Genomic DNA, 19,495 nt, shown 5'->3' on the forward strand with positions numbered 1-19,495 from the left:
CGTTATACACTTCACGCGAAGTGGCAACTGACCGAGCCATAAGCGCCGAAATCGGCGACGATCGTGTCGCCGTTCCTGGCTTCGAGCGTGCGGATGAAAGAGCCTGAGAGAACGATCTGGCCGGGCTCGATCGCGTCGCCGCATTGCGCGAGACGATTGGCGAGCCAGGCGATGCCGCGCGCCGGATGGTTGAGCACACCGGCCGCAAGTCCCGTTTCCTCGATCACCGCATTGCGCGAGACGATCGCCCCCATCCAGCGCATGTCGACCGTATCGGGGCGCACGGCGCGGCCGCCGAGGATGAGGCCGCCATTGGCGGCATTGTCGGCGATCGCATCGACGAGGATGCGCGCCTTCTTTGTTTTCGGATCCGTGCGGACGATCCGGCTGTCGAGAATTTCCAGCGCCGGCATGACATAATCCGTGGCGTTCAGGACCTGGACGATGTTGACCCGCGGGCCTTTGAGCCCGGTTTTCATGATGAACGCGATCTCCGCTTCGACCCGTGGCTGGATGAAGCGATCGGCGGGTATGCTTGCGCCGTCGTCGAACAGCATGTTGTCGAAGAGCACGCCGGAATCGGGCGTGTCGATGCGGAGCGCCTGCTGCATGGCATTGGACGTCAGCCCGATCTTCCAGCCGATGATGCGGTGGCCGTCGTCGCGTTTGCGCCGGACCAGAGCCGCCTGGATCGCATAGGCGTCGTCGACCGTCATTTCGGGATGCTTGAGCGACAGGAGCCCGATCTGTTTTCGATCGCGTTCGGCCTGATGCAGGCTTTCGGCGGCCTTGGCGATCTCGGTTGCATTCAGCATGGCGCCCCCCGACTTCAGCGCCCTTAAGGATACACCAAGGTCGGACCCGGCGCGCGCACCGTCTTTGGGCGATCAGATCGGCTGACTTGCCAGCATCAGGCCGAGGCCGATGAGGATCGAACCGCAGGTGCGCGGAACAAGATTGCCGGCGCCACCAACCAGCCGACCGAGCGTGAAGGAGGCGAGGAAGACGGCCGCGATATCGGCGACCGACAGGGCAAGGTTCACCAGCAGGCCGAACATCAGGAACTGCAGCGACATCGGCATCGCCACGGCCGGATCCACGAACTGCGGCAGGAAGGTCACGAAGAACAAGGCGGTCTTGGGATTGAGGACCTCCACCACGATGCTGTCGCGCAGGACGCCGGGTTTCGCAGCCTCGGCGTGGGCGGCATGTTTGCCGACCCCGAGCAGCATGGCCGCGCCGAGCCAGACCAGATAGACGGCGCCGGCAAGCCTGATCGCCCCATAGAGAAGCGGTGCATGGTGAAGCAGGGCGGCAAGCCCGAGCGCCGCGGCGGCGATGTGGATGTAGCAGCCGATATGAATGCCGAGCGCCGCCAGGAGGCCGGCCTTGCGGCCATGCGCCAACGTCTGCGCCGTCATATAGAGAATGGCAGGACCCGGCATGAAGGCGAAAATCGCCGTTGCCAGTGCGAACGAAATCCAATGCTCCAGCGACGGCATGGGGGTTCCTCCCAAAATAGCCGGAACGCCCCGGGCCGACGTCTTGGCGTCGAACCATCTCGGTGGCGCGATAGAGCGGGAGAACTACGCTTGGTTGTATCCGATTGACATACGGCAGGTGCCGTATTTCGGCGTTGTGGCAGGATCGCCTGTTTTGCCGTGGTTAAGGGAAGGTGATTTCCGGAAAGACCGGCGAGGACTGCGATATCAACCGATCGGCAGGCCGATGCGCAGTGCATAGGCCGCGATCTCTGCCGTGTTGTGCAGACTGAGCTTGCGCATCAGGTTCTCGCGATGCTTGCGGGCCGTGAGCGGGCTGATACCGAGGCGATCGGCGGTCTCGCGCGCGGTCAGCCCCTGGGCGGCGAGAGAGAGGATCTGCATTTCGCGGCGGGTGAGGGGGATGGGGGAGAGCGCCGTATCGGTTGTCGGCGGCGGCTGGTGGCTGCGGGGATCGTCGATGGCGAAGCGAACCGATTGGCTGAGATAAATTTCGTTTCGCAGCATTGCATCGAGTGCTGCATTCAGTTCGGCCGGGTCGCCGGTCTTCGTCAGGTAACCGCTGGCCCCGGCGGCGATCACGGCCCGCACGGTTCGCGGCTCGATGTTTGCGGTCAGCGCCAGGATCTTCATGCGCGGCGCGACCGCCCGGAGTTCGTTGATGAACTGCACGCCGGCAACCCCCGGCATGCCGAGGTCGAGGATCACCAGATCAGGACTGCTGGCGCGAACGATGGTCGTCAGCGTCTCGCCGTCGGCCGCTTCCGCAACCACCGATACGTGGTCCATGGTGGAGAGCAGCAGCTTCAGGCCCTCGCGAACGATGGCGTGATCGTCTGCCACCACGATCGTCAGCAGTTTGCGCATGTAAGCAATCCTTCATCGAAATCGGCAATTCTCCGCGGACATCGCGTTGCATCGAGACAGGAGCGGCAATGGAGACTCGCGAACACCTGCAACCTCTCCTGATAGGCTTATTATTTCGTCAATCTTACGCGGTGCTTTTTGCCAATTTCGCAATTCCACTGCCGGTTGCTTATGTCCTGCGCGATCTTGTGTCGTGGGACCTGCTGTTTTCATGGGGCGCCGCACTCTATCTGCTGACGTTCGCCCGCATTCTTCTCGACTGGCGATATCGGCGGCAGACGGATGAAGGGCGGACGCGGGACTGGCGGCGATGGGCCTGGCGCTTCACGCTGCTTTCGTGGGTTTCCAGCGGTCTCTGGGGCGCGCTTGGCTGGTTTGCCTTCCATCCGGACGAGCCGCAGACGCTTGCCTTCGTCTGCATCGTGATCACAGGCATTGCCAGCGGTGCGGTGCCGTCGCTGTCTGCCTTTCCGCTCGCCTATGCCGGCTCGCTGGTTGCGATCCTCCTGCCCTTCGCGATCCGCTGCTTCCTTGGCGAAGGGCCGATCTACGACACCTATCTGATTTTCACCATCTGCCTCTTCGGCGTCGACCTCTACTACAGCCGCGTCACCCACAGGACGCTTGCCGAAACGGTGCGGCTGCGTTTCGAGAATCTGTCGCTGATCACCAGCCTTGAGGCAGAGCGCGACAAGGCGCAGAGCGCCGATCGCTCCAAGTCGCGGTTCCTCGCTGCCGCAAGCCACGACCTGCGTCAGCCGATCCACGCCCTCAGCCTTTTCACCTCGACGCTCGCAGCACTCGGTCGCAACGGTGACGTTCCGGCCAAGAACGCCCGCGACCTCGCCGATCGCGCGCGCTCGGTTATCGGCAATCTCGGCGGTCTGCTCGACGCGTTGCTCGACATTTCCAAGCTTGACGCGGGAATCGTGACCGTCGCGCGAGAACCGGTGTCCCTACGGCGACTGTTCCACGACCTCAAGGCGGAGTTCTCCGGCATTGCGAAGGACCAGGGCCTCGGATGGCGCGTGGTGATGACGGATGTCTGGGTCGATACCGACCCGATGATGCTGAAGCGTGTCCTCGACAACCTCATTTCCAATGCGTTCCGTTACACACGGACCGGCAAGGTGCTGATCGGTTGCCGACGCCGCGGTGCGGCGGTGGAGGTGCAGGTCTGGGACACCGGTGTCGGCATCCCCGATTCAGAGCAGGAAGCGATCTTCGAGGAGTTCGTGCAACTGCAAAATCCTGCACGCAACCGGGCGCAGGGGCTCGGGCTCGGCCTTGCCATCGTCCAGCGTACCGCCGCTCTGCTCGGCCACCCGATCAAGGTAGTCTCGACGGAGGGTCGCGGTTCGATGTTTTCCATCACTTTGCCGGTGGTCGCGCCGCCTTCGCTGGCAAAGCCCGGACGCGCCCATCCGACCGCTGCGACGCAGCAAGGGGGTATCGTCGTCATCGACGACGAGCGCGACGCGCTGGATGCAACGGCGCTGTTGCTCCGCACGCTCGGCTATGCGGTCTATGCCGGGCGTTCGGCTGCCACGGCCCGAAAGGAGCTGGCGAAGGCTGCGCGCCTGGGAGAGGCGCCGGTCGATCTTGTCATCACCGATTACCGTCTCGACGCCGGCAAGACCGGGATCGATGCGATCCGGGAGATCAGGGCCCATCTCGGGCGGGAGGTGCCGGCGCTGATCCTTTCCGGCGATACGTCGCCGACACGGCTGAAGGAAGTGACCGCAAGCGGCCACCGTCTTCTCCACAAGCCGCTCGATGCGGTGCGGTTGGAGGAGGAGATCGAAGCGCTCCTCGCCGAGCGGCCTGAAGATGCGGCACGCGAGATCCGCACTGTTACTCGATGAAGACGCGCACGCTGGCGGCGCGGCCGACGGAATCGATCACCGTCAGCGTCGAATAGCCGGCACCATCCGGTTGCCACTGCGTGACCCGCCGGCGGGTGAGCTCCGGCAGAGGCTTGCCATTGGCAAGCCAGCGGAACGGCGCGCGTCCGCCCTGGAGCTTGAGTGTCAGCGGCGAAAGCGCCTGATGGTTCGCACTGAGCTCGACGCGTGCGCCCTCGGGCGGAAACACGATCTGCGGTGCCGGCTCGCGGGCCGAAGCGTTGACGAGGCCGCTTGCCGTCAGCGAGAAGCGGCGCTGGCTGATCGGCAGTTCGGCTTGAGAAATGCGGATCGCGCCGGCCGGCGCATCGGGCAGCGGTGTGATGCCGAAGCCGGATTTGGCGAAGCCTTCGAAGAGAATGGGGGCGGCGCTGCCATAGCCGGTGAGGCCGGGAACCGCCCCATTGTCGGGCCGTCCGACCCAGACCCCGAGCACATGGCGGCCGTCATAGCCGACCGACCAGGCATCACGGTAGCCATAGCTGGTGCCGGTCTTATAGGCGATGCCGCGCTGGCGACTGCCAGCGGGCGGCAACACGCCGGAGAGCGCGTCGGAGACATTCCAGACGGCGACCGGCGAAAGCACCGGTTCCGCTTCGATCAGGCCCGCCTTGCCCTCAACGCCGTCGCCGAGCCGGAGCGGGAAGCCGCGATTGGCAAGCGCCGCATAGAGCTGCACGAGATCGCGCAGGGAAAGTCCGACGCCGCCAAGACCGATCGCAAGGCCGGGTGCTTCGCCGGCAGGAAGTGCCGGCTTCACCTCGCCGCGGCGAAAGCGCATCATCAGCTCGGCCGGGCCGACCGCGTCGAGCAGGCGGATCGCCGGAACGTTCAGAGACAACTGCAGCGCCTCGCGCACGCTGACATCGCCCTGGTAGCTCATGTCGAAGTTGCGTGGGCGGTAGCCGAAGAAGTCCGCCGGCCGGTCCTCGATGATCGTTTCCTGGCTGACGAGTCCTTCTTCGAAGGCAAGGCCATAGATGAAGGGCTTGAGGGTGGAGCCCGGCGAACGCGTGATGCGCGTCATGTCGATCCAGCCGGAGCGGCTCGCATCGAAATAGTCGGCCGATCCGACCGAAGCGACGATCTCTCCGGTCTTCGCATCGGCCATCACCATGGCGACCGAAACCTTCGGTCCGAGCTTGGTTGCCCCTTCCCTTGCCACGGCTTCGAGGCTGCGCTGGACGGCAAGGCGCAAGCTCGTCTCATGCCGAACCGCCCGCGGGTCCTTGCGCAACGCCCGTTCGGCGAGGTGCGCGGCATAGGCCGGGAGTTGCAGCCTGCGCGACGGAACGGACGTGGCGATCGCGCGTTCCGCTTCGCCGTCGCCAATCACGTCAGCAACGGCGAGACGCGTCAGCACCCGTTCGCGGGCGGCGACAGCGGCGGCATGGTTGCGGTCCGGGCGGCGCTTCTCCGGCAATTGCGGTAGTGCCACGAGCAGGGCCGCTTCGCCGGCCGTCAGCCGTTTCGGCTCCTTGCCGAGCCAGGAGAGGCTCGCGGCGCGCACACCCTCGATATTGCCGCCATAAGGCGCATGGGTGAGATAGAGATTGAGGATCTGGTCCTTCGATAGCCGTCGCTCGATCTGGATCGCGCGTGCGATTTGCAACAGCTTGGCGGTTATCGAGCGCTGCTGCCGCGGCTCGATCAGCCGGGCGACCTGCATGGAAAGCGTCGAGGCGCCCGAGACGATGCGGCCATTGCTGACGAATTGAAGCGCGGCGCGGCCAAGCGCCAGGATATCGACGCCGGAATGCTCCTCAAAACGCTGGTCTTCGTAGGCGATCAGCATCTTCAGGAACTGCGGATCGACATCGTCGACCGTGGTCTTCAGTCGCCAGAGGCCATCCGGCGTTGCGAAGGCGCGCAAGAGCTGTCCGTTGGCGTCGTCCACCTCGCGCGAGACGACGTCCGCCTCCGCAAGCGGCGGCGGGAAGGCCTCGTCAGCCTTTTCGATCGCAAAGCCCGTCAGCCCCGTCACCAGCAGGCAGACGGGCAAGGCGATCAGCAGTTTGCGCCCAATCGACATGATCTTGCCTATTGCGCGGCCAGCACCTCCATGCGCCCGGTCGCGGTGCGGGCCGAAAGCTGCGGCCGGTACATGTCCTCGACAGTTGCGGCCGGATGGTCATAGGTGCCCGGCGTTACCGCGCGCACGACATAGGCCAGCGTGACCTCGCGGCCGGCGCCGATGCTGCGGTCGAGTGCTGCGACGAAGCGGTCGTTGCGGAACTCCGTATGGGTCGCGGTGATTTCGCCGAGCCACTCGAAATTGCTGAGCTGGGCACTGTCGACGAGGCTCGGATTGTCGATCTGGAAACCGGCCGGCAGCAGGTCAGTGACCAGCACGCGCGACGGCCAGTCGTTGGCCTCCGTGACTTTCAGCACGACGACGTAGCGTTCGTTCTGCCGCGCTTCCATGACGTTCGCCTCGGCTCCGTCGAGCGTGTAGTAGGTGCGCTCGATGGTGAAGCCGTCGCCGCCGGCCGAAAGCGGCTGGGCGGGGGCGGCGACCGTGGTGACCACGGCCGAAACCGGATCGGCACCCTGGTTGCGGATCACCACCGGGTGGGTGATGAGCGCGTCGCCGGTCATCTGGGCGGCATAGCTGCCGGACTTCGATGCGCCGTTGACATCGAGCGCCATGTCCTCGTCGCCATTCTGGATGGCGCGGGCGGCAAGCAGCATCCAGGCCTGTTCCTGGGTGCTGGTATAGGTCTTCTGTTCCCATTCGCGGGCGACCATTTTCGATAGCTCTGGAACGATCGGCGGGACCGGTCGGCTTTCGGCCGCAAGCGCCAGCACCGCCGCGCCGTCACGCAGCGACGAGCCGTAGTCGGAGCGCGACAGGCTGACATTGACGAGGTCCGTCGACATGTTCGCCGCGTTGGCAAACGTGTCCTGCGCCCCTTGAGCATCGCCATACAGCGAAAGCGCTGCGGCGATATGAGCCTTGGCGAGCGGCGTCGGGAAATCGTTGATCAGCGTGTTTGCGTAATAACGCAGGTCGTTGATCGCCGCCTTGCGATTGCGGGCAAGCACGTAGAGCGCATAGGCGATCTCGTTGCCGCGATCCTTGGCGTTGGTGTCGTAGCTGACGCCGTTCTGCAGGTTTTCCAGCGCCTGAACCATTGCGGCCTCGGGCACGTCATATTTCTGCTCGCGGGCGCGGGTCAGGAAGTCGGTGACATAGGCATCGAGCCAGAGGTCGCCGTAGCCCGGCCCCCAAAGACCGAAGCTGCCCGACGAGGACTGGTTGGAGAGCACGCGGTAGATCGCCTCCTGCACCCGTTTCGTCACGCCCTCGTCATCGGCAAGGCCGGACTGCTTGGCGAGTTCGCTCAGGTAGAGCAGCGGCAGCGCGCGGCTGGTCGTTTGCTCCGTGCAGCCATAGGGATAGCGATCGAGGGTCATCAGCAGTGCCGGCATATCGAAGGCGGCAGAGCGGGTGACGCTGAGGTTGACGGAAGCGCCCTGCAGGATGCTGTCGGCAAGCAACTGCCCGTCGACCGTCAGGCTGCTTCCTGGCGCGATTGTAACCACTTGCCGCTGTGTCACCGGCAGGGTTGCCGGACGCACAAGCAGGTCGAGCGACTGCTCGAGCGAAAGGCCGTTGGCGCCGGTCAGCGCCACGGTGACGACGCCGTTGCCGGGATATTGCCCGACCACCGGCAAGGTGATGGAGGAGCGACCGCCCTGGTCCAGGGTGACCGTGCTGCCCGTCCCCGGTTGCTCGACGGTGGCCTGGCCACTGGTCGTCACATGGATCTGGTAATCGCCGGCCGGTGCGTCGGTATTGGCGATATCGAGCCTCAGGTCCGACCGGTCTCCGGGCGCCAGGAACCGCGGCAGGCTGGCGGTAACGACGACGGGGTCGCGGATCACCACGTCGCGCGTGGCGTGGCCGACACCGGATTTCGTCCAGGCAACGGCCATCAGTCGCGCCGTTCCGTTGAACTGCGGGATGTCGAAGCTGACGGTTGCCTTGCCGTCGCCGTCGAGCTGTACCGGTCCTTCGAAGAAGGCGACCAGCTTTTCCGTGGGCGGGCTGCCCTGAAGCGCGACCTGGCCGCCATCGCCGCCGGTGCGCAGTTTTCCGTTCGCGCCGAGCGAGCCGTCGATCAGGCGACCGTAAAGGTCGCGGATTTCAAGGCCGAGCTGTCTCTGGCCGAAATACCAGGCTTCCGGGTTCGGCGGCTCGTAGCGGGTGAGATTGAGAATGCCGACATCGACGGCGGCGATCGTCACATAGGCTTCCTCATTGGCACCGGCACCGGCGACCTGGAGGCTGATGTCGAGCGGCTGGCGCGGCTCCATCTTTTCGGGCGCGTTAAGCGTGACGGCGAGCTTGCGCTCGGCCGGATCGACGGTGAGCCATTTGATGCCGATGGCGCGCATCGGCATGCGGCTTTCCTGGGCATCGCCCGGCCGGTAGAGCGTGGCGGTGACATAGGCGCCGGCGCCCCAGGCGTCGGTGACCGGCAATTCGACTTCGCCGCCTTCAGCCGCAATCGATGCCGTCTCGGTCGTGATCAGGTTCTCTGTGCCGACGGTGACCAGCAGTTCGCCGGCAAAACGCGGCGAGACCTTCAGCTTGGCCGTGTCGCCGACCGCATACTTCTCCTTGTCGAGCGCGATCTCAAGGCCGTCAGGCGTTTCCGTCGAGGTGGCCGCGACATACCAGCCGGCGTCGAATTCGACGCTCGAAGTCGGGCCATCGACCGCGGCCGTCTCGACTTCCAGGCGATAGCGGCCCCAGCCGACGGGCACGGAGATATCGCCGCCGTCTTCCGTCAGGTCGACGCTGCCGTTGGCCACCTGTTTGGTGGTAACGACGGGCTCGTATTTCCAGGCGCTGCCGTCGCGATACCAGTGATAGTTCCGTTCGACGCTGATCAGCTTCCAGAGGAGCCCCTGCATGGCGATCTTGCTGCCGGCCGGATCGACGGCGATGACGCGGAACTTGCCGACGGAGTTTTCGGCGAGCTCACCCTCGAATTCCGGCTTGATGCCGAGCATCGGGCCCTCGGCGCGCACCGGCAGTTTTAGCGAGCGCTCGACGGCGCGGCCGCCGGCTTCACGCATGCGAACGGTCACGGTGGCATTTAGCAGCTGCGTGGTCGAGGGCACTTCGTCGATGAGGACGTCGAAGCTGGATTTGCCTTCTTCGTCGAGCGACGAAAGCTCTTCGAGCGGCAGGCGCGTGTCTTCGCTCGCCTCTTCGTCGGCAAGACCGAAGGAATAGCCCTTGAAGGCGGCGTTTTCGCGCGTCGGCTTGATCGTCACTTCGCCTTCAAGTTCGAGGCCGGCAGCCGGTGCGCCATAGAGATAGCGCCCGTCGACTGCCACGCTTGCCGTCTCACCGACGGCGATTTCCTTGGCGTCGCTGGTGAGATCGAATTCGGTGCGATCCGGCACGAAGTCATCGATCAGGAACTGCTTCTCGCCGATCGCAGGCGACTTCGGGTCAGTGAAGATCTGCATCGTCCAGGTGCCGCGCATGGCGTTTGCCTGGGTGTCGAGGTCGAGCGTATGGCCGCCGAGCTTGCCGCCGGCACTGGTCATGCGGCGATATTCGACACCATCCGGGCGGAGGAAGACGAAGGTCAGCGGCAGGTTCTCGATCGCCATGCCGTCAACGTCACGGGCAAGCGCTGCCGCATGCACGGTTTCGCCGGCACGATAGATGCCGCGCTCGGTCCAGGCGAGAATGTCGATGGCGCCAGGAGCCGCGCGCCCGGTGACGCCACGATCCGAAAGGTCGAAGCCGGCGCGGCTCATGTCGAGGAAGACATAGTCGTCCTCGCCCTTCTTGGCGGTGATGACGGCGGGCGTGAGCCCGGCCGTGCCACGGATCAGTCCAGCAGTGAAGGTCACGCGGCCGTCATCATCGCTCACCGCCGTGCCGAGGATCTCGTTGTTTTTGGCGACGAGCTGCAGTTCGACGCCTTCGATCGGCTCGGCAGTCGCAAGCGAGCGCACGAAGACGTTCAGCCCGTCTGTGCCGGCATAGGTGGAGATACCGATATCGGAAACGACGAACCATTGCGTCGCGCGCGCATCCCATTCCTGGCTGATACCGGTGGTCGGTGCGGCGGTCAGGACGTAGACGCCGGGCTTGCGTTGAGGCAGTGCCTCGTCGACCGGGAAGCTTGTGACGACCTCTTTGTTGACGTCGCGCTCGATGTCGATCGAGCCCTGCCAGACGAGTTCGCCGATCTCATCCTCGATGCGCTGGGCGCTGTAGCCGTCGAGCTGGGTCAGGAACTGCGAGCTCTGCAGCACCTGGGCGATGCTGCGGTCGCCGACGCGGTAGAGTTTCAGCTTGGCGCTGTCGGTGTTGACGGAAACGAGCGGGATGCCGCGGCGCGCGGTCGACGGCAGCACGAAGCTGTCGCCGGTGAAGCGCACCATTTGGGCGCGGTCCGCGACATAGATATCGAGGGTGACGGGCGCTTCGAGCATTTCGTCGACGGTGGACGGCAGGCCGGCGCGAAGGGTCAGCTTGTAGCGCTCGCCATGCGATAGGCCTTCGATGCAGATCTGGTCGCCCTTCGCCTCAAGCGCCTTTGGCGCAGCACCATTGACGGTGACGAAGGAGGCATAGTCGGCGCCGCTCTTCAAAAGCTGCTCGGAGAACTGCACGCAGGCGCGCGGCGTCGCAGCGTCGGAATCGATCGTATGTTCGACGACGCGGAAGCCCTTGCGCTGCTTAAGGTCGAGATAGGCTGCCTCGACCGATTTTGCCTTCACCAGTTCCAGGCTCGCCTTGTAGGCGTTCAGTGCGGCGCGGAAATTCTCGGCGCCTTCCAGCGATTTGGCCATGACGGCAAGCGCATGCGCCCGGCTCTCGGTGGTGCGGGTCAGCTCGTAGCCGTTGATCGCGGCGATCGCCGCCTGGATCGATACGCTTGAATTGTTGGTGATGCGGTTCGCGGTTCGCGCCGCCTCCAGCCAGAGTTCGGCGTCATCAGGATTGATCGCCAACGCGCCCTGGAAGGCCTTCAGCGCATTTTCGATATTGCCCATGCCGGCCTGGCCGCGTGCCATGTCGATGAGCGTATTGACGCCCATGCCCTGCTGATCGTCGGCAAGGGTAAGATTGGCCTTGGTGTTGCGGGCGTCCTGCAGCAACTGATCCGACAGGAATTTCAGGCGCGGCGGCGCCCCGATGTCGGCTTGTGTGACCTGCGGCTGCACGACCTTGCCGGCGATGGCGCCGGGGAAGGTGTTGAGCTGGTTATAGTCGGACTTGAGGAAGCACCACTTCACCTTGGGATTGTAGGTGAAGGCGCGGCAGGCCTGGTCCGCGATGCATGTCTGCTGGCATTCGTCGAGCGAGACGTTCTGTTCGGTCCTGAGGTCGAAACCGAAATAATCGCCGTCCTGAGTGATCTCGATCTGCCGTCCACTCTCCTGGGCAACGGCGGGGATGCCGGCGGTCAAAAGCGATAGGAAGAGGGTGGAAAGGCCGAAAAACGCGCGCACAGACATCAAGTCCTCCCAACGCTGCCGGTCTCGATAGAGGCTTCACTTTTCAGGCTTCCGCCCCGCTTGTCAACCGGAGAGCAGTCGACGTGCGGCGCAATTTCAGCGGGAGCACTGCTGTGAAGGATCGAGCATCGATCCGGAATGAAACACGATAAAACGATATGTAAATCAAACTATTATGACGGTCGGCCAAAGCCGCGGGAGAAACCGCGCCGCTAGCCTCTTTGTTCTCTCAGGAAGACGGTCAGCGAGCGACCGGCATCGAGGATATGATCGCGCGTCAAGGCGCTGGCCCGCTCGGCGTCGCGCGCCACACAGGCGTCGAGGATGGCCTTGTGTTCGCGGCGCGCACGCGCGACGCCCGAGGTTAGCGTCAGCTGCGCCCGCAGGTAACGGTCGATGCGATCGAGAGAGGCGCGAACGATCTGCAGGTAATAGGGGCGACGTGCTGCCTCGTAGAGGCTGTAGTGGAAGTTGCGGTTGATTTCGCCCCAGCGGTCGGAATTTTCCTCCTGCTCGAATTCCTCGCAATGCTGGCGTGCAAGGTCCAGAGTACGGCGGTCGAGACTGGGTACGGCAAGCCGAATGACCTCAGCCTCGATCAGTGCGCGAAACTCGAAAATCTCCTCGATTTCCTCAATCGAGAGGCCGGCGACAACGGCGCCCTTATAGCGCTCGGTGGTAATCAGCCCATGCTGCTCCAGCCGCGAAAGCGCCTCGCGCACCGGAATGCGGCTGGTGTTGAACATCTGGGCGATGTGGTCCTGGCGCAGGTTCTCGCCTTCGGCAAGGTCGCCTTCGATGATCGCCTTGCGCAAGGCCTCATAGACGATATCGGCCGCTGAGGCGGCTTGCCTGACATCGACGGCGTCGAGTTTCATCCTGTTCAAACCCCGCTGGCCAAGCCTCTCGGCACGGCGAATTCGGAAGCGTTTTCGCGCTGTTGGTCAACGGTCATAGGTCCAATCCGGGCGCCGGGCAACAGAGCTTTGGAAAGTAGGCGCGACGATCTCGTCGCCGGAGCCGGAAATCGTCTGACGGAGGAAAGGTCTCTGATGAAGCGGAGCGGCAGAGCGTGATATGGTCGAGCCTGCGAAGCCAGCCTTGTCCTGGAAACCTCTCGTGGTGTTACCAATGCCGCTCGTTTACAGGCCCGCTCAAGCCGACGAATTGGCTGCGACCGATGCACTGGTCGTCTCAAGCATCAACGATCTTACCATTCGGCACGGCTTCGGCCCGATGGCGGCGACAAGCCCTCCCAATTTTCAGCTTTTTTGCCTTAGGAACGATCCGGACGGCCTCTGGGTGGCCGAAGAGGGCGGGGGCATCGTCGGATGCGCCTGGAGTTGGACTTGCGGGGATCTCTGGTTTCTCGCCCAGTTGTTCGTCGATCCCGCTCAACAGGGCCGGGGCATCGGAAATTCGCTGCTGGAACGAACTCTGGAACATGCGCGCAAGTCAGGCGCAGCCCACAAGGCGCTGATCACCTTCACCTTCAATCGGGTGTCGCAGGGGCTCTACATGCGACACGGCTCTTTCCGCGCACGCCGATCTATTTTTTTCGATGCCAGGCGGGAGGCAGTGCGGATGTTGCCGGAGGCGGTCCTGCGCGCCGTGCCGATCGAACCCGATGCAGCGACCATGGAGACGCTGGCGACGGTCGATCGCTGCGCCATCGGCGTATCGCGGGACAAGCACCATCGCTACCTGCTTGGCGATCTGGCAACCCGAGGGTTTCTGTTTTACGCCGGCAGCGATCCTGCCGGATACGGCTATATCGGCGCCAACGGGCACATCGGCCCACTCGCCGTCCTGTGGCCCTACAATGTTCAAGATGCCTTCGCGGCCGCGTTGCGATTGGCCGCCGCGGGCACGTCTGAGAGGATTTCGGCCTTCTTGCCCGGGGCATGCGACGGCGCTTTGAGCCTTGCGGTCAATCAGGGGATGCGGATCACGTTTCCAATGCTGCTGATGGCGTCTCCCGGTTATGGCGACTGGACGCGCTATCTGCCCCGCAATCCGGGGTTCATGTGAGCTCTTGAGGTGTGCTCGAGGCGCTTCCATGTCGCTGATCGAACTCAAAGCGCAACTATTTCGACGTCGCTGCCGACAAGCCGGTCGGCGGACTGTCACGGCGTACGTTTGCAGGCCTCTCTGGCCGGATTTGGATTATGAGTATTTTCAGATTGTATATTGGATCCAATTTTTCTAAGAGTCGTTTCGTCGACGGGCGACGCCATCGCGTCACCCAGTGAAATGGGGGAGCGGCCGCAAGTGAAGGGCGCGCCCGGGTGGCGTCCGTCCACCGTCACGGAAGGAGAAAGCGCATGCGCAGCAACAAGGTCGTTCATATCGTTTCCTGCCACGCGGAAGGGGAAGTCGGCGACGTCATCGTCGGCGGCGTCGCGCCGCCGCCTGGAAACACGCTCTGGGAACAGCGCCGCTTCATCGCCGAAGACCAGGCGCTGCGCAATTTCGTGCTCAACGAGCCGCGCGGTGGCGTCTTCCGCCACATCAATCTGCTTGTGCCGCCGAAGGACCCGCGCGCGACCATGGGCTTCATCATCATGGAGCCCGAAGATACGCCGCCGATGTCCGGCTCGAATTCGATCTGCGTCTCCACCGTTCTGCTCGACAGCGGCATCGTACCGATGCAGGAGCCGGAAACGCGCATGGTGCTGGAAGCGCCCGGTGGACTGGTCAACGTCGTTGCCGAGTGCCGCAACGGCAAGGCCGAGCGCATCACCGTCACCAACGTGCCGTCCTTTGCCGACAAGCTCGACGCCAAGCTTGAAGTCGAGGGTCTGGGCACGTTGACGGTCGATACCGCCTATGGCGGCGACAGCTTCGTCATCACCGACGCTCGCGCTCTTGGTTTCTCGGTGACGCCAGACGAGGCGCGCGAGCTTGCCGAAACCGGCATCAAAATCACCCGCGCGGCCAACGAACAGCTCGGCTTCACCCATCCGGAAAATCCGGAATGGGATCATATCTCCTTCTGCCAGCTGACGATGCCGGTCGAAGAAAAGGACGGCATCCTGCATGGCCGCAACACCGTGGTCATCCAGCCGGCCAAGCTCGACCGCTCGCCGACCGGCACCGGCTGCTCGGCGCGCATGGCGGTGCTGCACGCGCGTGGGCTGATGAAGGTCGGCCAGCGCTTCAGCGGCCACTCGATCATCGATTCGACCTTCAATTGCCGCATCGTCGGCGAAACGACGGTCGGCGGACGCCCGGCGATCGTGCCTGAGATCTCCGGACGCGCCTGGATCACCGGCACGCACCAGGTGATGCTCGACCCGGCCGATCCGTGGCCGGCCGGCTATCGCCTTGCCGACACCTGGCCGCGCAAGCAGTAAGGTCTGCCTTTGCGGGCCGCCTCGTTGCGGCCCGTACCTTTCGGCCCAGGCCTTTGGATTGTTCTGCCGGTTCAGTCTTCCTTGATGATCCGGGTGGTGCCGACCCAGAGTTCGCGGGCCGGTCCCGCGCCGACATTGCGGGCGCGGTGCGGCAGCGAGGCGGGGAAGTGCAGCGTGTCGCCGGCCTTCAGCAGATAGTCCTTGCCATCGATCTGGTAGAGCATCTCGCCCTCGATCAGGTAAAGGAAGTCCTCGCCCTCGTGGCTGGTCAGTTCCGACGCATAGCCCGGCGGCATATGGGTGATGCAGCCGTTGAGCGCCGCGCCCGGAAAGCCGCGTTCGATCAGTTCGTAGACGCGCTCCTTGGTCTCGACATTGTAGCCGGGGCGTTCCCCTGCGTGCGAGACCATCGAATGCGAATGCTGCGGCGGCTGCGACAGGAAGGTGTCGACGCTGGTGCCGAGCGCATTGGCGACGTTGTACAGCGAGATTAGCGACGGGGTAGAAATGCCGCGCTCGATCTGGCTGATGAAGCCTTCCGTAAGCCCGGCCTCGCGCGCCACGTCCTTCATTGTCTTGCCGATTTCCTTGCGGCGGGCTCTGAGCATTTGCCCGAGCGAGGCGGGTGTCGAGGCTTCGGGGAGGGAGGCGCCTTCATGGGCTCCGGGCGCCTCTTCGATCTTCAGGGGCATGACTTTCTTTCCGCTTGACTCACGTCTATCGATGTACTTTAGTCCAGCTAAAGTTGGTTCGGCAAGCCGATCAGATCGTATGCCAGCCTTCTTGAAAAGGGGAACTACAAGAACGTCTTCGCGGCAATCCGTCGGCGGCAAAAAACACTAAGAAAAATTGGATCCAATATCCAATAAACGTGTTCAGCGCGCGATCGATGTCGGCTGCGGTCAAAAGGAGGAGTGAGATGAAACCTATATTGCCTATTCTGCTCGGCACGACGCTGGGTCTGCTTGCGGCCACCTCGGCGTTTGCGATCGAACGCGGTGGCGCGATGACATTCGCCCGCTACGACGACTCGACCGTCATCGATCCCGTTTACGCCGACCGCAATCCCGATCTCTGGATGGTGAACGGTCTCTACGAAACGCTGCTCCGCAACGGTCCGGATGGTTCGATCGTGCCGGGTCTCGCCGAGGCTCACGAGGTTTCGGCAGATGGCAAGACTATCACCCTGACGCTTCGAAGCGGCCTCAAGTTTTCCGACGGCTCCGACCTTACCGGCGCCGATGTCGTCTTCTCGCTGGATCGGGCACGCAATGCCGAACTCGGCCCCTGGGCGGGGCTGCTCGGCGCCGTCGACGCGGTCACGGCCGATGGCAACAAGATCACTGTGTCGCTGAAAAATCCCGACCCGACGATCATCTCGATCCTTGCAACTTTCAACACCGGCATCATGCCAAAGGCGGCCTTCGAAAAGGCGGCCGGCGCGACCGACCAGGAAAAGGCGCGCGCCTTCTTCTCGGCCGGTCCGGTGACATCGGGGCCCTTCGTCATGAAGAGCCATGTGCAGGGCTCGAGCATGAGCTTCGAGCGCAACCCGAACTACTGGCGCCAGGGCGAAGACGGCAAGCCGCTGCCCTATCTCGACCGGGTGGAATTCCTCGTCATTCCGGATGACGCGACCCGCATCCTCAAGCTTCAGGCCGGCGAAGTCGACGCCGCCGAGTTCATTCCGTTTGCCCGCGTCGGCGAGCTAGGCGCCGATCCGAACCTGAAGATGGAGCTCTTCCCCTCGACCCGCATCGTCTACGCGCCGATCAACACGCGCGAAGCGAAGAAGGACGGCGCGAAGAACCCGCTTGCCGACGTCAAGGTGCGCCAGGCGCTGAACTATGCGACCGACAAGAGCGTGCTGATCAAGCTCGTGACCTTCGATACCGGCAAGCCGATGACCTCGCTGATGTCGGCTGCGACGCAGCTCCACTATGGCCCCGAGCCGCTCTACCCCTACGATCCGGAAAAGGCCAAACAGCTGCTGTCCGAAGCTGGCCTCAGCGGTGGTTTCGAGGTGAATCTGACGACGCTTGCCGGCAGCGCAGACGATGCAACATTGTTTACCGCACTTCAGCAGATGTGGGCGCCACTCGGCGTCAACCTCAAGGTCGAGCAGGTCGACAACCCGACCCGCGGCGAGAAGAACCGGTCCGGCGATTTCGACATCCATACCTATGGCTGGGCGAACGACGTCAACGACCCGGCGCAGGTGACCGGCTGGCTCGGCTACTACAAGCAGCGTCAGGCCGTCGGCACCGGCTGGAACAACCAGGAATTCAACACGCTGTTCGAGGCCTCCAACGTCGAGACCGATCCGGCCAAGCGCAAGGACGAATACAAGCGCATGCAGGAGATCTACGCGGCCGAGGCACCGTTGCTCTTCCTGTTCGAAACGCCGTTTGCCGTCGCCGTCTCGAAATCGATCGAAGGCTACGTCCAGACGCCGCTCGGCGCCAATGACTTCTCTGAAGCCTGGCGCGCCGACTGATAGCGGAACGATCTGCGAAAACCGGGCGGCAAGCCGCCCGGTTCTCCGTTGAAGGTTGGAACCATGCCCTCACTTTCCTATCTCGTTGCACGGCTGCTGCAGATCATCCCGACGTTCCTGTTGGTGATGATCTTCATCTTCCTGCTCGTGCGCCTTTTGCCGGGAGATCCGGCCATCGCCATGGCCGAGGCCAAGGCGACCGATGCGCAGCTTGAACAGATCCGGCACAATCTCGGTCTCGATGAGCCGTTGCCGGTGCAGTTCCTCGTCTTCGTCAAGAACACGCTGACCGGCGATCTCGGCCGCTCGATCATGTTGAAGGCGCCGGTGACCGAGGTCATTCTCAGCCGGTTGCCGACGACGATCTTCCTGGCGCTCTATGCGGTCGTGCTTGCTGTGTTCCTCGCCGGGCCGCTCGCCTTCCTCGCGGCAGCGCGCGTCAACAGCCCTGTCGATGTCGCCATCCGCAGCGTCTTTCAGGTCGGTCTTTCCATGCCCGTCTTTTACATCGGGCTCCTGCTGCTCACCGTGCTTGCGGCGCAGTTGCGCTGGTTTCCGGTCGGCGGCTACGGCAAGACCTTTTTCGCCAATCTCTATCACCTGATCCTGCCCGCGCTCAGCGTCGCGCTCTATACGTCGGCGATCATCCTGCGCAATCTGCGCGCCTCGCTGATCGAGGTGCTCGACGCCGACTATGTGCAGTTCGCGCGGGCCAAGGGCCTGTCGCCGCGCGCCATCATGACCCGGCACGTGTTGCGCAATGCGCTCGTTTCGACGGTCACTCTGCTGGGTTTGTCAATCGGCAACCTGATGAGCGGCACGCTGGTGACCGAGACGGTTTTTGCCATTCCTGGTGTCGGCCGGCTGATGCTGGAGGCGATCTTTGCCCGCGACTATCCGCTGATCCAGGGCCTGACGCTCACCTTCGCCGTGCTCGTCTCCGTCGTCTTCCTCTTGACGGATGTCGTGCAATCCTGGCTCGACCCGAGGCTTCGCCAATCATGACGGTCCTGACCCAAACCCATTCGCGGACGCGGGGACGGCTGGCGGCCTTTCTGGCACGCGCCTTCGCCCGTCCTTCTTTCGTGATCGGCATTGTCATTCTCGGCCTGTCGCTGGCGCTTGCGGTGTTCCCTCAGCTCTTTGCTCCTTATGACCCGCTTGCCTTCGACCTCCAGGCGATCCAGCAGGGGCCGAGCCTTGCGCATCCCTTCGGCACCGACAACTTCGGCCGCGATGTGCTCTCGCGCGTCATCTGGGCCTATCGCGTCGACATGCAGATGGCCTTCTTCGCGACGATCTTCGCACTTTTGATCGGCCTCACCGTTGGCGCCTTCGTCGGTTACTACGGCGGCATTGCCGACGTGATCTTCGGCCGTTGCGTCGACGCGATCATCACCTTTCCCTTTCTGGTGCTGGTGATCGCGATCGTCGCGGTGCTGGGCCCTGGCCTCGTCAACATGTATGTGGCGATCACCGCGGTGAACTGGGTCTATTACGCCCGGCTGACGCGCGCCGAAATCATGGCGCAGAAGGCCAACGACTATGCCGCGGCCGGCCGGGTTCTCGGCTACTCCGATCGCCGCATCATCTTCCGCCATCTGCTGCCGAACGCGATCTCGCCAATCCTCGTCTACTGGATGACCGATATGGCGCTCGCGATCCTGCTCGGCTCGTCGCTCGGCTATCTCGGCCTCGGCGCACAGCCGCCGGCTGCCGAATGGGGCGTCTTGATCGCCGAGGGCCGCAACTTCCTGATGACGGCCTGGTGGATGAGCCTGATGCCGGGCATCGCCATCGTCCTGACCGGGCTCGGCTTCAGCCTCGTCGGCGACGCGCTGGCCGATCTGCTTCGGCCGAAGGGGCGCTGAG

13 protein-coding genes are annotated in these 19,495 nt (G+C 63.7%); 6 read left to right on the forward strand and 7 right to left on the reverse strand.

Annotated elements, in window-relative coordinates:
• Positions 1 to 11 precede the first annotated feature (11 nt).
• The 3 genes from hpaH to ASD63_RS30265 form a co-directional block, all read right to left on the reverse strand.
• Positions 12 to 815 carry a 2-oxo-hept-4-ene-1,7-dioate hydratase gene (hpaH, locus tag ASD63_RS30255; RefSeq protein ID WP_060530283.1) on the reverse strand — a complete coding sequence of 268 codons (804 nt, stop codon included), beginning with the start codon at positions 813 to 815 and terminating at the stop codon, positions 12 to 14.
• A gap of 72 nt (positions 816 to 887) precedes the next feature.
• Positions 888 to 1,502 carry a LysE family translocator gene (locus ASD63_RS30260; RefSeq protein ID WP_060530284.1) on the reverse strand — a complete coding sequence of 205 codons (615 nt, stop codon included), beginning with the start codon at positions 1,500 to 1,502 and terminating at the stop codon, positions 888 to 890.
• Between the two features lie 207 nt (positions 1,503 to 1,709).
• The gene (locus ASD63_RS30265) at positions 1,710 to 2,369 is read right to left on the reverse strand and encodes a response regulator transcription factor (RefSeq protein ID WP_034799397.1); all 660 of its coding nucleotides are present in this window, start codon (positions 2,367 to 2,369) and stop codon (positions 1,710 to 1,712) included.
• Between the two features lie 68 nt (positions 2,370 to 2,437).
• On the opposite strand from ASD63_RS30265, the gene ASD63_RS30270 reads away from it, so the two are divergent.
• Complete coding sequence (locus tag ASD63_RS30270; RefSeq protein ID WP_060530285.1) at positions 2,438 to 4,234, forward strand: ATP-binding protein; 1,797 nt, start codon at positions 2,438 to 2,440, stop codon at positions 4,232 to 4,234.
• Here the strand turns inward: ASD63_RS30270 and pbpC are convergent.
• The 3 genes from pbpC to ASD63_RS30285 all read right to left on the reverse strand — a co-directional run bounded on the left by pbpC (position 4,224) and on the right by ASD63_RS30285 (position 12,648).
• The gene (gene pbpC, locus ASD63_RS30275) at positions 4,224 to 6,305 is read right to left on the reverse strand and encodes a penicillin-binding protein 1C (RefSeq protein WP_060530286.1); all 2,082 of its coding nucleotides are present in this window, start codon (positions 6,303 to 6,305) and stop codon (positions 4,224 to 4,226) included. The genes ASD63_RS30270 and pbpC overlap by 11 nt on opposite strands.
• Before the next feature lie 8 nt (positions 6,306 to 6,313).
• Positions 6,314 to 11,764, reverse strand: coding sequence for an alpha-2-macroglobulin family protein (locus ASD63_RS30280; RefSeq protein WP_060530371.1), 5,451 nt, complete (start codon positions 11,762 to 11,764; stop codon positions 6,314 to 6,316).
• Between the two features lie 218 nt (positions 11,765 to 11,982).
• On the reverse strand, positions 11,983 to 12,648 hold the full coding sequence (locus ASD63_RS30285) for a GntR family transcriptional regulator (RefSeq protein WP_051659493.1): 666 nt from the start codon (positions 12,646 to 12,648) through the stop codon (positions 11,983 to 11,985).
• A gap of 253 nt (positions 12,649 to 12,901) precedes the next feature.
• Between ASD63_RS30285 and ASD63_RS30290 the strand changes: the two genes are divergently transcribed.
• Positions 12,902 to 13,801: a GNAT family N-acetyltransferase gene (locus tag ASD63_RS30290; protein ID WP_060530287.1), complete on the forward strand. Its 900-nt coding sequence runs from the start codon at positions 12,902 to 12,904 to the stop codon at positions 13,799 to 13,801.
• Positions 13,802 to 14,094: 293 nt separating this feature from the next.
• Positions 14,095 to 15,126 carry a proline racemase family protein gene (locus tag ASD63_RS30295; protein WP_034799409.1) on the forward strand — a complete coding sequence of 344 codons (1,032 nt, stop codon included), beginning with the start codon at positions 14,095 to 14,097 and terminating at the stop codon, positions 15,124 to 15,126.
• 71 nt (positions 15,127 to 15,197) lie between these two features.
• On the opposite strand, the gene ASD63_RS30300 is transcribed toward ASD63_RS30295, so the two are convergent.
• Positions 15,198 to 15,818 carry a cupin domain-containing protein gene (locus tag ASD63_RS30300; protein ID WP_082566307.1) on the reverse strand — a complete coding sequence of 207 codons (621 nt, stop codon included), beginning with the start codon at positions 15,816 to 15,818 and terminating at the stop codon, positions 15,198 to 15,200.
• 227 nt (positions 15,819 to 16,045) lie between these two features.
• On the opposite strand from ASD63_RS30300, the gene ASD63_RS30305 reads away from it, so the two are divergent.
• The 3 genes from ASD63_RS30305 (at position 16,046) to ASD63_RS30315 (ending at position 19,494) form a co-directional block, all read left to right on the forward strand.
• Positions 16,046 to 17,623 (forward strand): ABC transporter substrate-binding protein, encoded by a 1,578-nt coding sequence (locus tag ASD63_RS30305; protein WP_060530288.1) that lies wholly within the window; start codon positions 16,046 to 16,048, stop codon positions 17,621 to 17,623.
• A gap of 63 nt (positions 17,624 to 17,686) precedes the next feature.
• The gene (locus ASD63_RS30310) at positions 17,687 to 18,628 is read left to right on the forward strand and encodes an ABC transporter permease (protein ID WP_060530289.1); all 942 of its coding nucleotides are present in this window, start codon (positions 17,687 to 17,689) and stop codon (positions 18,626 to 18,628) included.
• Entirely contained in the window at positions 18,625 to 19,494 is an 870-nt protein-coding gene (locus tag ASD63_RS30315) for an ABC transporter permease (RefSeq protein ID WP_082573027.1), read from the forward strand. The genes ASD63_RS30310 and ASD63_RS30315 overlap by 4 nt, the downstream gene beginning before the upstream one ends.
• Position 19,495: the final 1 nt, after the last annotated feature.

The sequence above is a fragment of the Ensifer sp. Root558 genome, assembly GCF_001427045.1.
Classification (GTDB): domain Bacteria; phylum Pseudomonadota; class Alphaproteobacteria; order Rhizobiales; family Rhizobiaceae; genus Ensifer; species Ensifer adhaerens.

Bases quoted from the DNA above. Each gene is read 5' to 3' on its own strand.
- ASD63_RS30290 (WP_060530287.1), top strand. From the start codon at position 12,902: ATGCCGCTCGTTTACAGGCCCGCTCAAGCCGACGAATTGGCTGCGACC.
- ASD63_RS30270 (WP_060530285.1), top strand. From the start codon at position 2,438: ATGGAGACTCGCGAACACCTGCAACCTCTCCTGATAGGCTTATTATTT.
- ASD63_RS30315 (WP_082573027.1), top strand. From the start codon at position 18,625: ATGACGGTCCTGACCCAAACCCATTCGCGGACGCGGGGACGGCTGGCG.
- pbpC (WP_060530286.1), bottom strand. From the start codon at position 6,305: ATGTCGATTGGGCGCAAACTGCTGATCGCCTTGCCCGTCTGCCTGCTG.
- ASD63_RS30265 (WP_034799397.1), bottom strand. From the start codon at position 2,369: ATGCGCAAACTGCTGACGATCGTGGTGGCAGACGATCACGCCATCGTT.
- ASD63_RS30285 (WP_051659493.1), bottom strand. From the start codon at position 12,648: ATGAAACTCGACGCCGTCGATGTCAGGCAAGCCGCCTCAGCGGCCGAT.
- ASD63_RS30295 (WP_034799409.1), top strand. From the start codon at position 14,095: ATGCGCAGCAACAAGGTCGTTCATATCGTTTCCTGCCACGCGGAAGGG.
- ASD63_RS30300 (WP_082566307.1), bottom strand. From the start codon at position 15,818: ATGCCCCTGAAGATCGAAGAGGCGCCCGGAGCCCATGAAGGCGCCTCC.
- ASD63_RS30260 (WP_060530284.1), bottom strand. From the start codon at position 1,502: ATGCCGTCGCTGGAGCATTGGATTTCGTTCGCACTGGCAACGGCGATT.
- ASD63_RS30305 (WP_060530288.1), top strand. From the start codon at position 16,046: ATGAAACCTATATTGCCTATTCTGCTCGGCACGACGCTGGGTCTGCTT.
- hpaH (WP_060530283.1), bottom strand. From the start codon at position 815: ATGCTGAATGCAACCGAGATCGCCAAGGCCGCCGAAAGCCTGCATCAG.
- ASD63_RS30310 (WP_060530289.1), top strand. From the start codon at position 17,687: ATGCCCTCACTTTCCTATCTCGTTGCACGGCTGCTGCAGATCATCCCG.